Genomic DNA, 13702 nt, shown 5'->3' with positions numbered 1-13702 from the left:
GATTGGAAATTGCAATGATTCGGGATGCGAAACGATGAATGGACAGCGGAGAAAACTGCGGTTGGGGATGGTGGGTGGCGGGCAGGGTTCTTTCATCGGCGCGGTGCATCGCATCGCGGCCCGCATCGACGATCGTTTCGAGTGGGTTGCGGGCGCCTTGTCGTCCGACCCGGCGCGCGCCGCAGCCAGTGCGGCGGAGGTCGGCATCACGCGCAGCTACAGCGACTGGCGCGAGATGGCGCGTGCCGAGGCTGCACTGGAAGATGGCATCGATGCGGTGTCGATTGTGACGCCCAATCATCTGCACGCACCGGTCGCAACGGCCTTTCTCGAGGCCGGTATTCACGTGATCTGCGACAAGCCTCTGGCGATGTCGCTCGCGGAAGGCGAGGCGCTCGCCAGGCTCGCGCGTGAGCGTCGCAAGCTGTTCGCGTTGACGCATACCTATTCGGGGTATCCGCTGGTTCGGCACGCGCGCGAACTCGTGGAGATCGGCACGCTTGGCGAGCTGCGCATTGTGCAGGTTGAGTATGCGCAGGACTGGCTTGCCGAGCCCGTTGAAGCCGACGGCACCAACAAGCAGGCTGGCTGGCGCACAGATCCGGCCCAGGCCGGGCCGGCTGGCTGTCTGGGCGACATCGGCACACATGCTTATCACCTCGCGACGTTCGTCACGGGTATGGCGCCCGCCGCGTTGTCGGCGGAGCTGCACACGTTCGTACCCGGGCGCCGCCTCGACGATCACGTGCAGGTCATGCTGCGCTATGCGAACGGCGCGCGCGGGATGCTGTGGGCGAGCCAGGTCGCGAGCGGCGCGGAGAACGCGCTGCGGCTACGCGTCTACGGCACGAAGGGCAGCCTTGCGTTCGACCAGGAAACGCCGAATGTGCTCTGGGTCACGCCGCTGGGCGGCACGGCGCAGCGACTGACGCGCGGACGCGTGAACTCAGGCGAAGCGCAACATGCCACACGCGTGCCGGCCGGGCACCCCGAAGGGTATCTGGAGGCGTTCGCGCAACTGTATCTCGACGCGGCGCTGCAGATCGAGGCGCTCGATGCCGGCCTTCCGGTGCCGCCGGAGAGTCGACTGCTAACCACGGTCGACGACGGTGTGGCCGGGCATCGCTTCATGGAGACGGTGCTGAAGAGCAGCGCGGCCGATGGCAAGTGGTGCGCTGTCGAGTGAGCGCCTCTCAGTTGCGAAAATGCGTTGAGCTGTATCGGAAGACGGATGAGATCGTAGCGTCGCTTCCGGCCACGGTCCGTCGAACCTGGCTGGAGTCCGAGAATACCGACATGCGACTCACTGCTTGACTGGCTATAAAACCCCGCCGCAGGTCAGTTTCAAGCGATCAGAATCCCTGTAGCAGGATATCGATCGCAGCGACGATTTCATCGTAGTGACCGCTCAAACTGAACGCCGCCTCCTTGAGGTCTTTGAGTGGCACCGAGGCCATGTATTGCGTGACCAGGGCGTACGGTACGCCCTCAATCTCGAACACCGGATTGAGTCCGCTAGCAGGCTTGGGAGCAGCGTCCAACGGTAGCAATGGAATCACAACGCGCACATTCAGGTGGCTCAACAAATCCGCTTGAATGTCGACGAGGAAGCCGCTTCCCTCCGTGTTTCTATAAGCGCTGAATCTGGCCATCAGAACATCCGGTATCGTGCAAGCGGCAAACCGTGCTTCTCGACGTAGGCGTTGGAGCTAGCGATCGCTTCCGCATTCTCCCGCAGCCATCGCGCAGCACGCTCATCCGACACAGCCTTGGCCAGCCCGGCTTCAGCGGCTTGGGACACGTTGAGGCCCAGTTCCTTGGCTTCAGCCAGCAGGCTTTCGGCCAGCGACACGTTGGCGGCTTTCTTCGGCAAAGGTGCGTAGGCGGCAGGCATGGTTAGGCTCCGGGTTAAGGCTTTTCGCCCATGGTGCCACGGCTGTGCACCCGTTGCAACATCGCCAATACACATTTGCGATGTACTTGCCTCATGTATTTCCACAACTTCTCCTAAAAAATCGCGAGAAGCGTCCCCAACGGGAGGGTTCCCGCGAGGGTTATAAATTAGGGCCTGGCTCCACCCCAAAGGACGGTGGGGCCGGCAAGGTTTCCGCTTGCTGGGTTACGCGCTCGGCGACGGCGAATCTCCGTGTAGCGTCATCTCAAGGAATTCAGCAGCAGATCCGAAATTGTCGCCAGATTGCTCCTCACGCATCCAGGCAACAGTCGCCGCTTCGGGCACTCGCCTGCAGCGTTGACCCGCCGGGTCGATTCTGCTCGCTCGTGAGCAGGCGGCGGCTTTGAGAGCGAAGGCCGTCTTCTTCCGCCTCTCGATGGCGGCGCAGTCACTTGCGCAGTGTCGGTCGCGAGATACCACACCGCGCGCATACAAGACCAGCGTTGCCGCTCTTCTAATGCCGGCGCACCCACTGTAATCGCGTGGTAATTTCGCTGCCCATCGACTCTTTCTAGTTGAAACGATGTCTGCGAATCACACACGTAAAGTCTGTTCAACAATTTAGTGTTGCGACGACCGGTTGAATCCGCCTCCGTGCCGCAGTGCTGATACCGCCGCTCAAGCGAGCGCGCGCTGATGTGGCCCACGAACGCGCGCACTGCAAAGCTCGCAGGTCGTCCTGCTAATCGGCCTGAAAATCCGGAATCAGTGTCGTTCCGCGTTGCCAGGCGTCTTCGAACCGGTCCAGCCCGTTCGTTCCGCCGTTAACCAGTTCCCGCGCAGACGCCATATTGCCGGCCAGCAGGGCCTTCTTGATGGCCAGCTCCCGGTCCGCCAAAAAGAGCGTCAACAGATCCGCTGCGACAACGGGATCGGAAGCCCGCTCCGGGTTGGCAACCAGATCGACGGGCGGCGTGAGTTTCGGACCGTAGGTCGCATAGTTCGCCCGGCCCGTGAGCTGGATGTAGCCCCGGCCTTTGAAATTCGCCCCGTCGGGTGCGCCGTGATTGCCGAGATCGCTGCGATTGTCATACAGGTCGAATGGATGCCCGGAGGGGGACGTATTGAACCGTGACTGTCCCTCGGCAATCGGCTCGAAGCACTCCACCTCCGCGCGCACGGTTGCGAGCGCCATCAAGACCATCGTTTTGTCCGCGATTTTTGTCTGGATCAGGGCTTCGAGTATCGACGGCAGGTTTGCCTTGATATTGCCAATCGGCGTAACGGGGAACATCTGGCTGACCACCTGCACGGTGACTTCGGGTATCGCGCTCGGCAAGTCGTTCGAGTCGACGAGACCGAGGGCGTACAAGGTCCGTGGACCTGCAATGCCATCCGGTAGAAGGTTTTCGCTCTTCTGTAACGCCATGACCGCCGCGACGGTGCCTTGCCCGTACATGCCGTCGACGGCGCCGGGACTGAATCCGTGTTCCACCAGCGCTTGCTGCAATGTCTTCACGTCGTCGCCACTGTCGCCTTGTTTCAACGGACCTGTCACCATGGAAGACTCCTCCGTACGGTTTGCGCAAAGGCCCTCGCTCTGAGGGCCGAGTGTGATTCAGGGGTGCCGTATACGTGCCGTTTACCTCTTTTAGAGCGACGGATCGAGCGGCGTGATTCTGAACAGCATCACGGTGAATTCTTCCGCGGCTATCTGCCGGAACTTCATTTTCACCACCGCCGTCCGCTGCTCGGGCGCATCGTTCGGAAAGAGGCGGTTCGCCGCCCCCTCTATGACGCTCGCGCTGTCGTCGATTTTCGGCAGATCGCTCGACGTGTCACCGTCCACGACCCTCATCAGCAGATAGATCGGTACAACGTCCGCGAGCCCGATGGGCAGGAGCAGCGACGCGTTCTCGCCAAAGTGGCGCCGCACGATCGCCTGAGAACAGAGCCGCAGCGTGAACCGGAACGGAAAGCCGGTGCGGATGGAAAGAATCAGGGGATCGGCTGCGGCGACCTGTTCAACGGAGTTGATGCCCTCGGCTTCGAAGGCCGAAACAATGGGCAGCGTGACGCCGCTTAGCGACAGCAGTTTGTCGGGCGGATTCTCCTGATTTTCGAACGCAGTGACCTGCGGAAAGCCGATTCTGCGAACGATCTTGAGCAACGCATCCACCGGAAATGTGCCCAGCGCGAAGACCATAGCTGCACGCGTGCTATCCGGCCCGCCGGCGACAAGGGCGATCGGTATCGCGAGAAATATTCGTAGTGCATACCAGTACGCATCTGACACATTCAATGCTCTACGCCGGATTCGGAGCACGGAGTCACTCACGACGAACATCAGCGCACCGCCGAACGACGCGACCAGAACCTGGTTACTGATGCCGTAAATGGCTGTCTTTGCAGCCGCAATATCGGTCTGCGAAGGGCCGTAGTTGCACCCAACGAGCGCGGCTGCCGCATAAGCCACGCAAAGCAGAATGACAAAAGGCGGCACGAATGCTGGCAGCCCATATTGCTCGTGATAGATCCGTGCGAACAGGCGGTCGCATAGCGCGAGTCGGACATCCGCCGCCTCGCGCCACTTTGCATCGTTCGGAGCGAGGCCGTCTCCTGAATCAGGAAGCGCGCCATCATCGACGAGCGCCTGAATGAGCCGCGTGGACCAGTAACGCTGGAGGTAGGCGGATAGGGCGGGGCCTTTCAGACTGTTCTCGAACTCACGATAGCGCGTGTACCACCCGAGGCAAAGGAACGCGATTAGCGGTGCACCAATCAGAATGGTGACGAAGGCCGCGAGGGTGATTGACAATTCAACTTGCGCCGAGGACCGTTGAGCCAGTTTCCAGAGAAAGAGCCAGCCCGCAATGTTGACGGTCAGCAGTACGGTGCTCAGTACGAATGCGCGCGAAAGCGCTCTCAGATGGCTTTCAGTCAAAGGCTGCTCGGTGCACCCCGATAGTGTTCTCGCGACTGTGACCATAGTATGGCAAGGCTCCACAACGAGCGATGCAGGACGTTCGATGACGTTGAATCCTTTCGCCACGTTCGAGTCATGCATCAAAGGGTGCGAAACAAAAGCGATAACTAACTGGAAACCGCAGAGAATGAAATCAAGCATCCGGTTGAATAGATCGAGACTGGATCCGGATAAAGAATTATGAGTCTTTTTTAGACACTTTTATACTTGTTACGAAATGGTAGTGCTGATTTTTAAAAGACCGGAATAGGGTAAACGCCACGGCGTGGACCGCCGTGACGACAGAAGAGGGCGGCGAAATTGAATGGCACACTTCGATTTCAAACTTGTTTTAATTCAATTCGACTATGTCTGTTCGCTAACGCACATTTCCGGCCGTCCCTCATCCGGTAAAACCCAGGCGCAATTTCGAGGAATTTGATCTAATTTAAGGACTGACCATAGTCGGACTTCAATCGGGCCGACGGCTTATGGCGTGCCCCTGGTCGGAAAACCAACCGCGGGAAGACAATCCATGAACGACGAACGAAGCGCTCAAGGCTGGTGGACTACTTTGCCAGGGGTATTGACTGCGTCTGCGACCGCGATTACGGCGATCGGCGGGTTGATCGCAGTACTCTCCCAGACAGGGCTCTTTCACGCTTCTACACCCGCGACCCCGCCGATTGTGGCGAGCGCACCGAGTGCGTCGTCGTCGCCTGCAAACACCACGGCGACAACACCAGCGAAAGAGGCTGCATCGGCTTCTGCGACGCACACGGAAACAGCGGCGGTCACCAATCCGGTGCCGTCTTCGCCGGCCTCAGCGCCGCCCGCAGGCGGCGCTATCGGAAGCAACATGACCTATTTCGCCGGAGACTGGCAGAACGTGAATCAGTCGACGGACGGACTCCTGAAACTTCAGATTCGCATAGCGGATTCGAACATGTATGTCCGCGCGTGGTCCAAATGTCGTCCGACCAACTGCGACCTGGGCGAGGTGCAAGCAGAGGGATATGGGAGCAACGTGGGTTCGCAGCAGGGAGCAGGCGTGCGCGTCGTGACTGCCCAGTTTAAAAACAACGTGCGCCAGCTCGGGCTCACCATTCACACGGCGCCCAATGGGCGAATCCGCGTGGAAGCCGCAACGAATTTCATCGATCAAAGCGGTCGCGCTCCGCTCGCACGCGTGTTTCTGTTCGAGCGGATGTAATCGCAATGGGGCAGGGCGCCCCGCGGCAGATCAGGGCTTGATCTGCACATGCGGCGCCGGTCCGGAGCCGTCCAGTTTGATATAGCTGTTGGTGAGATTGGCGGGGCGATACGGCTGAGGCTCTTCGCCCTGTACCGGCACGCTGGCCGCGGCAAGACGCTGGACCACGCGCTGGCTTAGCTGAAGCGTTGGTGGAAAAGCCCTGGAGGCCGTCGTATACGGCGAATTCGCCCACGGTCGATGTGCGATATCGCACGCGTTGGGCTGCACGGGCGGCATGCGCGCAAACAGGACACCCGTCGAAGCCAGACGGTTCGTCATCCAGATCAATGCCCCGTTCGACAACCCCGACTCGTCCGCCGGATAACCTCCGCCAACGTCGGCATGCGCGCCAGGAAACAATACCTGGACGACGCCAGTTCGCGAATTCCAGAGGGTAGGGGTGAAATCGACACGCTGCTCGTCGATCGCCAGAGCCTGAAAGCCGTTCGCGATGCGCTCGCTGAGATCGTTGTTGCAAAACCTGAACGCGTCGAGGCGCACGAGTGTTCCATCCGACGCGTGAATATCCGGAATGCCCAAGGCCCCGACCGTATCCCAGACGCCGACCGTTTCGATGTCGACGTTGCTGACGAACCGTAGCGCCGGCGCTGGATGAAGCCCGAGCTCGAAGCGGTCATACAGGCTCGTGAAGGTGCCTGCCAGCGCATGCAGAATGTTCGGGTCACCCGGGTGTGTCGACGCCTTGTGCTGCTGCCACGCGGCGAGGCCCGCGCTGTAGCTCACCGCCGAACCTTCCTCCAGTCGCATCGCATTCCAGTCGAGCAGTCCTTTGCCCGTCACGAAGCCCGCAAGCGCTCGGGCCGTATAGGCGCCACGGCTGAATCCGGCGATGTAAATCCGGTCTCCCGGTCGATACTGGCGAGACAGGTACGTATACCCGCGAACGATTCGGCCAACGAGCCCAAGGCCCGTCGAGCCTTCGACCATTTTCGCGAGCACGTTCGAAGAGTCGCCCACACCGTGGATGTACTTCGCGACCTGTAGCGGCTCGCCGCCGTTTTCCGGAAACGTAATTTCGCACTCGTTGTCGCTGGGTTTCAACGGCCCGGAACCTGCAAGGTTTTCAAACACCTTTTGCACGTTTGTCGGAACAGATGCGCCGTTGGGGTCCTTCGAATCGGGACCATTCCAGGTTCCGTCGAGACACAACACGATGTTCTTGCTCATCTCGGGCTCCAGGTCACGCTGAACGCGTGGGTATCTTCCCCGGAACTACGCAGACGAAATGTGTGCCAGGCAACATTGCTCGTGCAACGGAACCAGCGCGAGAGTCCCGCAGTGAGCGGCGCATTCCATATGCATAACGACGCGGTGAGCCCGGGCGGGATGGGAGCCCCCGCGGCACTTCGATGCCTTGTTAAATCGCGAATTTCGGACAGTCACGTTTTCCTGCGATACGGCCGTGAAACAGTTACCCGGCGGCGGATCAATATTCACGTGAGAGGCAAGGCAGTCGGACGCAGTAAAACAGTCTGGGACGGGGTAATGAGCAGGGGCGAGGATCTGAAGGTTGTCGTGAGACGCGTCATGTCGTACCGCTCGCTTTATCGTGCTGCCCGACATATTGCGCATGACTTACCTGATTGCCGTCGTGCGATCGAGGCTCGCGTCGAATTCCGGTGGCTTCGCGCTCTTCGAGCCTCCCGTGGCGGTAACAAGCTTCACGAAGACGGCCGCGTGGCACGAGCGGACTCACCACTCGCCCGGTCATCGCTGGGCGCGCGCACTGCTCGTCGAAACCTGCGGAGAACTGGCCTGGTCGCAGCGATCAAACAACGCGTGGTGAATGCCGAATCTGGACGAAACCTGACCGTAAGTGGTTAAAGGCGTACGCAAGGCGTGCTATCGCTGAGCCTGGGGGACTATGGGTATCACCTTTTTTTGGGATTCGTCTACCTCAATGCCCCAGTCACCCACCTCATACCAATCGTCGCCGAGCAGCTCGGATGGGTGCTGGGTCCGACTTTGCCCGTTGCCACAACGCATGTCATCGGCTTGACAGTAGTGGTCGCACCCCCAGCAGACGCGCTCGGGATGCTTCGGGTGCAATGGAAATGGCTTTGCCATGTCGATCGATCAGGTTAGCCGCCGCAACCGCCGCCGCAGCAACTGGACGACGCATTCGCTGCAGTCGATTCCTCTTGCGCTTCAGGGACAGCGATCAGCATATCAATGACAACGCCCTGAGCACCGCGCTCGACGTACTTGATCTGCACCTGGCTGCCATAACGCTGCTGGATCTGTTGCAGCAGCGGCAGCGGATCATGATCGTTGATGAAACGCATCGTTTCGCCGCGGTCGAGCGATTCGAGGGCGCCGAAGATCGCCGCGTGGCGAAAGCGCTTCGAGACACCGCGCGCATCGAACTGGAAGACGAGAGGACTGGTTTCGTTCATGTGAACTCCTTTGAAGCTGGATTGAGGTCGGATCGCGTACGCCGGCATGCGAGGGCGCGCGCAGATCGCGTGGAGATGGGCGAATTACACCAAGCCCGCGTCGCGCCGATATACCGCACAGCAGGTAATCCATAGGCGTTGAGGTTCATGGTGGTCACATCCGTGAAGTGGTACAACGGGTCCATTCGTGCACCCATCCGTGCATCACAGAATAAGATGCATAAAAGATACATGATTTATCCGGGATTCACAATGGCCCGGATTTGTGGGGATCCGTAAGCTTTTCGCGTTGGTATCGAACAGAACACCAAGATTGCCAACGATTCGGGTGTATTCGTCGACCGTTCTTTCGTATCGCCATGCTGCGACATAGTGGCGCTGCGGCCCGACAACCTGGAGGAAAGGCTTTCGCCGGCGACACCATCAATTCGCGTCGCGAACGCCTTGTGCCCCGAGGTCGCGGGTTTTGAGAGGGCAACCGCCGCTCCCGCAAAATCTCAAGGCGCAGAGACCGCCGCGACCGGATGACTTTGACCCGCCGCAGCCAACAGCGAAACAGCTGCCGGATCGGGCGATCCGTTGGCGTCGATGGCGCCTGCTGTCGCCAGCATGTCGAGGTCGCTGTCGACGCCGACTTGCCCGACGACAAACGGTGTCGTCAGAAAAGCCGGTGTGCTCAGCGTCACCGCGTAGTGCTGCTGCAGATTCGCGACGACAGCCGATTGCGCAGCCAGTACATCGGTCTGGTTTGCCAGAACCTGCTGGAACTGCGCGTTTTCGGGGAAGCCCGCGATCAGACCGGCCTCGTTCGTGCCGAGTTGCGAAGCGAGGTAGACGAGCATCAGCTCGGTCTCGGGCGTCGTGTTGAAAGTGCCGCCGGCGAATGCGAGCGAGTGCAGGGTCGTGCTGCCGGAGGTGACGGTGATGATGCAGGGGAGCGTGGCGTTGAACGTGACGCTGTAGTGTCCGCCGCCATCCGACAGGGCGCTGCCCGTCCCCTGCACACAGCTGAAGTTGACGCTTGCGCTGGCGAGTGCCTTGCCGGTGGCGGCGGTGCCAGATAGGGCGAGGTTCGGCGGCGGGTTTATGAGGGCGCAGCCTCCGCCTGAACTGATGCAGACGGTGCCGCCGCACCCGACGAGCGCTGCGCAGGAAGCCACGCAAAGCGTCGCCAGCGTCGATCGGAGGAACCGTGCATCGTGAGTGCTCATTGCCGTCTGCGATCGGTCGGGAGGGGCAAAGCGACCGGATCCAGGCAAAGGACCGGCGCGATGCATTGATTTTAGGCTCGATGGCGCGAATACGTTCGTCCGACGCGGCAGGGTGGTGCGGCGCTACTCGCCATCACGGCACGCGTGCTTCAACACATGCTCAATGCCGCGGTCGAGGCGGCACGTGCGGGTGAACATGAGCGTGGCTTCGCCGTTGGTTCTTGGCCTCGCGCAGCGCTCGGCAAGTGCTGCAAGGGAGATCAAGGCGCTGAAAGAAGCATCCATCGCGCAGTCGCGAAGCGGCGCGGAGCAGGCCGACACCGTTGCGGAAACCGTGGGCTAGGTCACCAATGCCATCGGGGGTGTGCGCGACATCGTGTGCGGAATTGCCTCCGCGTCGGAAGCGCAGGCGAGCGGAATTGAAGAGGTCAATCAGGCGATCGGACTGATGGGTCAGCTACCTCAGCAGAACGCGGAGCTGGTAGAAGAGGCTGCGGCGCAATCGCTCGATCAGCAGGCGGTCGTACTGAGGGCATCTGCCGTACGATTTCGGCTTCCAGCCTGACCAGTCCATCTACCTGAATAGCGATGCGCAAACAAAAGCCCGCACTCACCGGGCTTTGTCACAGGCGCACGCTATCTGCAGACAGTCTGCCGCACCGACTCCCTGATCGACTCCGCGGCGTCGCGCCAAAAAGATCGGACAAGACGTCACCGCATTCGTTGTTTGCGGGTGAATGTCTTCTTGCCAGGAGCGCTTGACCTGCCTGAATTCTTCGGGCCATTTCAATCGCCTGGTGCTTCGATGGCAGCATCGAGCATCGTGTTCACAAGCTCGGCATCTGGTCGCGTACCGATCGACCAACTGATCACAAACCCATCAAGACAGTCAATGATCGGCGACAGCTAGACTTTGTCAGCAGTCTGAGCGCCCCCCTTGTGGAGAGCGTTTTTGCTGCCTGGTCGATCCGTACAAGATCAAGCCTTGAGCAGGAAAGCGATGCTGTTCTCGTTGAAGGCCTCGGGCTGTTCATACTGAGCCCAGTGGTCGCAGCCCTTGATCTCCACCAGTTCGACGTCCGGTGCCGTCTTCGCAATCGCGTAAGCGTTGTCGAGGAACATGTTAGGCGCATCGACGGCGGCAACGACCTGAATCGGCAACGTCAGCGCTGCCCATTGCTCGTTGCTCAGTGCTTGACCACCTTGCGAGAACGCCAGCAGACGCGGCATCGCGGCCTTCATGCGCGCGTCGCTGTAGATTTCAAGGCGGACACTGATCAGTTCATCGGCCAGCGCTTCCTTGTCGAGTACCAGCGCCTTCAGTGCAGCAGACACGGATTCCCACGTTGGTTCGGCTGCAGCGCTAGAACGAGCCTTGCGCAGACGTTCAGCAAAGCGCTGCTCTTCCTCTGCGTCAACGATGATGCCAGCGGGGGAGACCAGCACCAGCTTCTCGACGCACGCGGGATGGGCCAGCGCGAGCGCCGCAGCAACCCAGCCGCCGAGCGAGACGCCGACTATGGCAGCCGCCCTGGCGATGCCCATCGAGTGCATGAAGCCCCGCACGTGCTCGGCATAGTCCGTGATCAGGTAGTCGTGATCCGGCTTGTCCGTCCAGCCACAGCCCAGCATATCGATGCCGATGACGCGGAAATGCCGGGCATACGCTGCGTAGGTGGCGCTGAAGTTTTCCAGACTGCCTGCCGTACCATGCAGCAGAATGACCACCGGAGCGTCTTCGGGACCCGCTTCAAGATAACGTGTATTGACTCCGCCGACGTCGATCCACGCCAGCTTGTGTGGCGTCTTGAACAGGTTTTGCCAAATGCCAGGGCGCTTCATCATTGTTGGGGCCTCGCTGCCAGATCCACTGAGAGGAACCCAGTGACGTTGCTGTTGAATTCTTCCATCTTCTCGTAGGGCACCCACAGGCCACAGTTGCCGTGGATATGCACCCGCGCCTTGGGAATCCGGGTCAGCAGGAACAGAGCGTGATCGTAGTGGATCGTCGTGTTGTTGCGGCCCCAGATGATGAGCGTTTCAGCCCGCACGCGATGCAGATCCTGCCACAGCGGCTCCAGCGTCTGGCCAGGCTTGCCGCCATGGCCTTCCGGTGCCTGCTGCATGAACTCGGGCTCGATGCTCGCTTCGTAACGCTCGCGGATCACTTCTTCGGTCAGGATGGACGGATCGTAGACCAGACGCTCCAGGTTGGCCCGCATGCGCTCCATGGACGGACCTTCGCCCGCGTAGTAGCTGTGCGTATCCGGCTTGGGAGGCGCGGGCTGGAACAGCGAGAGGCCACCAGGCGAACTGATGACGATCAGACGATCAATCCGCTCCGGATATTCGAGCGCCATCTTCAACGCAACCGAACCGCCAGTGGCGAGGCCCATCACGTGCGCTTTGTCGATACCCAGCGCGTCCAGCATGTCGCGGAACGTCTTCGCGTAGAAGCTCGTGCGCGGGCCCTCGATCTGCGGCTTGGCCGATTTGCCGTAACCCGGGAGGTCAACGATCAGCGTGCGAAAGTTGCGCGACAACGCTTCGAGATTGCGTCCAAAATTCCCCCAACCGAACGCGCCCGGTGCACCACCATGGATGCACAGCAGCACGGGACCCGTACCGGCCTCGTGGTAGTGCACCTTGACGCCACCAGCGTCAACGAATTTCGAGGTGTTATCTCTTGTCAGCATCATTTTAGTCAGTCATCCAAAGCATCAATAATCCATTACTTGCTTTCAGTACCGGCCTGCGGATAGCGACCGAGCAGCAAGACACCGACAGCACCAACGGCACAGGCTACGAGCGACACAGTGTGGGGGAGCGTATAGGAACCGAGGCGATCGAATGCCAGGCCATACAGGAATGGGCCAACCGCGCCGCCCAGCGTGGCCGCTCCGAACAGACATCCGTAGATCGCGCCAAACGAGCGCTTGCCGAAATACCGGCGCGTCAGGAACGGAATCAGATCGCCTTCGGAGCCCGTCGAGATACCGAGCAGTAGTGCGGCCAGCAGAATCATCGAAGGCACTTGCGACGCATCGGTAACGAAAATCGTGAAACCCAGCGCCCCGACGATAAAGGCCGCACAGGCCACGAACGGACCAAACACACGGTCGAGCACGATACCGAGCCCGACGCGGGCAATCGCCAGCCCCGCACCAACGAGACCTGCCGCCTCTGCACCGACTGTGCGCCCGAGTCCGCGGTCGCTGGCGAACGGTGCAAGATGCACGAAGCCGCCAAGAATCGCACCCGAGATCACGAACATGACAATCGCGAGCAACCAGAAACGATAGCCCTTCATCGCTTCGCCGAGCGTGAGCCCAGCCTCGACCTGAACATCCGTGGCAACATATTCCTGGGCCGGAAGATGCCGGAACATCAGTCGATGTGCCACGGTACCGAGCACCAGCGCGACGACCGCACTCACGCCAAACCAGTGACGCCAGTCCATCATCGCGCCAAGCCGGTTAGCGGCGATTGGCGCAAAGAAACCACCGAGCCCCGTTCCGATCATCGCGAATCCGAGTGCCATGCCGAGGCGCTTGTCGAACACTCGCGGCAACACGCCCAGATAGCCAGCCGCTGTCGTTCCGGCCCCGAAGAAGCCGATCAGGAGACCGACAATGGCAAAGTACACGTGACTGGCTGGGGCAACCGCAAGCGCGACTATCGAGATCGCCATAAGCACGATCGCACCTACCAGGACCTTACTCCAGCCCAGACGGTCAGCGAGATAGCCAACGACCGGCGCACCCAATGCCGTCCCAACCATCGAGAACATCGGCAGCACTGCTACGTCAGAGCGACCCCAACCAAAAGTCGCCGCCATCGGCTTCAGGAATACGCCCACGACGCTGAAAAACATGGGGCCAAATCCGAACATCAAACCGATTGCCGCACCGCAAACAATCCATACGCTTGCGGCCCGGGTCACCGATGTCTCGGTTTGTA

Annotated in this window: 15 protein-coding genes and 2 pseudogenes; 4 read left to right on the top strand and 13 right to left on the bottom strand. The window is 60.5% G+C overall.

Going from position 1 to position 13702, the window contains the following annotated elements:
- Nucleotides 1–34: 34 nt before the first annotated feature.
- A complete protein-coding gene (locus L0U80_RS27825; RefSeq protein WP_233873666.1) occupies nt 35–1186 on the top strand; it encodes a Gfo/Idh/MocA family protein in 1152 nt (383 codons plus the stop codon).
- Between the two features lie 166 nt (nt 1187–1352).
- Here the strand turns inward: L0U80_RS27825 and L0U80_RS27820 are convergent, their stop codons facing one another.
- From L0U80_RS27820 to L0U80_RS27795, 6 genes and pseudogenes are all read right to left on the bottom strand, one after another.
- Nucleotides 1353–1652: a CcdB family protein gene (locus L0U80_RS27820; RefSeq protein ID WP_233873664.1), complete on the bottom strand. Its 300-nt coding sequence runs from the start codon at nt 1650–1652 to the stop codon at nt 1353–1355.
- Nucleotides 1652–1894: a type II toxin-antitoxin system CcdA family antitoxin gene (locus tag L0U80_RS27815; protein WP_233873661.1), complete on the bottom strand. Its 243-nt coding sequence runs from the start codon at nt 1892–1894 to the stop codon at nt 1652–1654. The genes L0U80_RS27820 and L0U80_RS27815 overlap by 1 nt, the downstream gene beginning before the upstream one ends.
- A gap of 451 nt (nt 1895–2345) precedes the next feature.
- A pseudogene (locus L0U80_RS31870) lies at nt 2346–2456 on the bottom strand (IS481 family transposase); the annotation flags it as partial.
- Between the two features lie 180 nt (nt 2457–2636).
- Nucleotides 2637–3455 (bottom strand): peptidoglycan-binding protein, encoded by an 819-nt coding sequence (locus L0U80_RS27805; RefSeq protein ID WP_233873658.1) that lies wholly within the window; start codon nt 3453–3455, stop codon nt 2637–2639.
- 90 nt (nt 3456–3545) lie between these two features.
- Nucleotides 3546–4838 (bottom strand): hypothetical protein, encoded by a 1293-nt coding sequence (locus L0U80_RS27800; protein ID WP_233873655.1) that lies wholly within the window; start codon nt 4836–4838, stop codon nt 3546–3548.
- 678 nt (nt 4839–5516) lie between these two features.
- Nucleotides 5517–5720 (bottom strand): hypothetical protein, encoded by a 204-nt coding sequence (locus tag L0U80_RS27795; protein ID WP_233873652.1) that lies wholly within the window; start codon nt 5718–5720, stop codon nt 5517–5519.
- On the opposite strand from L0U80_RS27795, the gene L0U80_RS27790 reads away from it, so the two are divergent.
- Entirely contained in the window at nt 5719–6072 is a 354-nt protein-coding gene (locus tag L0U80_RS27790) for a hypothetical protein (protein WP_233873649.1), read from the top strand. The genes L0U80_RS27795 and L0U80_RS27790 overlap by 2 nt on opposite strands.
- A gap of 30 nt (nt 6073–6102) precedes the next feature.
- Here L0U80_RS27790 and L0U80_RS27785 read toward each other — a convergent pair whose 3' ends face one another.
- Nucleotides 6103–7302 carry a T6SS phospholipase effector Tle1-like catalytic domain-containing protein gene (locus L0U80_RS27785; RefSeq protein WP_233873646.1) on the bottom strand — a complete coding sequence of 400 codons (1200 nt, stop codon included), beginning with the start codon at nt 7300–7302 and terminating at the stop codon, nt 6103–6105.
- A 403-nt stretch (nt 7303–7705) separates the two neighbouring features.
- On the opposite strand from L0U80_RS27785, the gene L0U80_RS27780 reads away from it, so the two are divergent.
- Entirely contained in the window at nt 7706–7921 is a 216-nt protein-coding gene (locus L0U80_RS27780) for a type 2 periplasmic-binding domain-containing protein (protein ID WP_233873643.1), read from the top strand.
- 56 nt (nt 7922–7977) lie between these two features.
- On the opposite strand, the gene L0U80_RS27775 is transcribed toward L0U80_RS27780, so the two are convergent.
- The 3 genes and pseudogenes from L0U80_RS27775 to L0U80_RS27765 all read right to left on the bottom strand — a co-directional run bounded on the left by L0U80_RS27775 (nt 7978) and on the right by L0U80_RS27765 (nt 9742).
- Nucleotides 7978–8202 (bottom strand): DUF3079 domain-containing protein, encoded by a 225-nt coding sequence (locus L0U80_RS27775; RefSeq protein ID WP_233873640.1) that lies wholly within the window; start codon nt 8200–8202, stop codon nt 7978–7980.
- Nucleotides 8203–8294: 92 nt separating this feature from the next.
- Nucleotides 8295–8531 (bottom strand): annotated as a pseudogene (locus L0U80_RS27770) (DUF2249 domain-containing protein); the annotation flags it as partial.
- A 497-nt stretch (nt 8532–9028) separates the two neighbouring features.
- Nucleotides 9029–9742 carry a hypothetical protein gene (locus L0U80_RS27765; protein ID WP_233873637.1) on the bottom strand — a complete coding sequence of 238 codons (714 nt, stop codon included), beginning with the start codon at nt 9740–9742 and terminating at the stop codon, nt 9029–9031.
- A 196-nt stretch (nt 9743–9938) separates the two neighbouring features.
- Here L0U80_RS27765 and L0U80_RS27760 point away from each other — a divergent pair, with 196 nt between their 5' ends.
- Nucleotides 9939–10085 carry a hypothetical protein gene (locus L0U80_RS27760; protein WP_233873634.1) on the top strand — a complete coding sequence of 49 codons (147 nt, stop codon included), beginning with the start codon at nt 9939–9941 and terminating at the stop codon, nt 10083–10085.
- Between the two features lie 635 nt (nt 10086–10720).
- Here the strand turns inward: L0U80_RS27760 and L0U80_RS27755 are convergent.
- From L0U80_RS27755 to L0U80_RS27745, 3 genes are read right to left on the bottom strand one after another with little or no spacing between them, the layout of a single operon-like run.
- On the bottom strand, nt 10721–11587 hold the full coding sequence (locus tag L0U80_RS27755; RefSeq protein WP_233873631.1) for an alpha/beta fold hydrolase: 867 nt from the start codon (nt 11585–11587) through the stop codon (nt 10721–10723).
- Complete coding sequence (locus L0U80_RS27750) at nt 11584–12441, bottom strand: alpha/beta fold hydrolase (protein WP_233873629.1); 858 nt, start codon at nt 12439–12441, stop codon at nt 11584–11586. The genes L0U80_RS27755 and L0U80_RS27750 overlap by 4 nt, the downstream gene beginning before the upstream one ends.
- A 32-nt stretch (nt 12442–12473) precedes the next feature.
- Nucleotides 12474–13634, bottom strand: coding sequence for an MFS transporter (locus L0U80_RS27745; protein ID WP_267955006.1), 1161 nt, complete (start codon nt 13632–13634; stop codon nt 12474–12476).
- Nucleotides 13635–13702: the final 68 nt, after the last annotated feature.

The organism is Paraburkholderia adhaesiva (assembly GCF_021390575.1).
GTDB lineage: Bacteria > Pseudomonadota > Gammaproteobacteria > Burkholderiales > Burkholderiaceae > Paraburkholderia > Paraburkholderia adhaesiva.
Note: the sequence above shows the minus strand (reverse complement) of the source record. Positions and strands in the feature narration are given on the sequence as shown.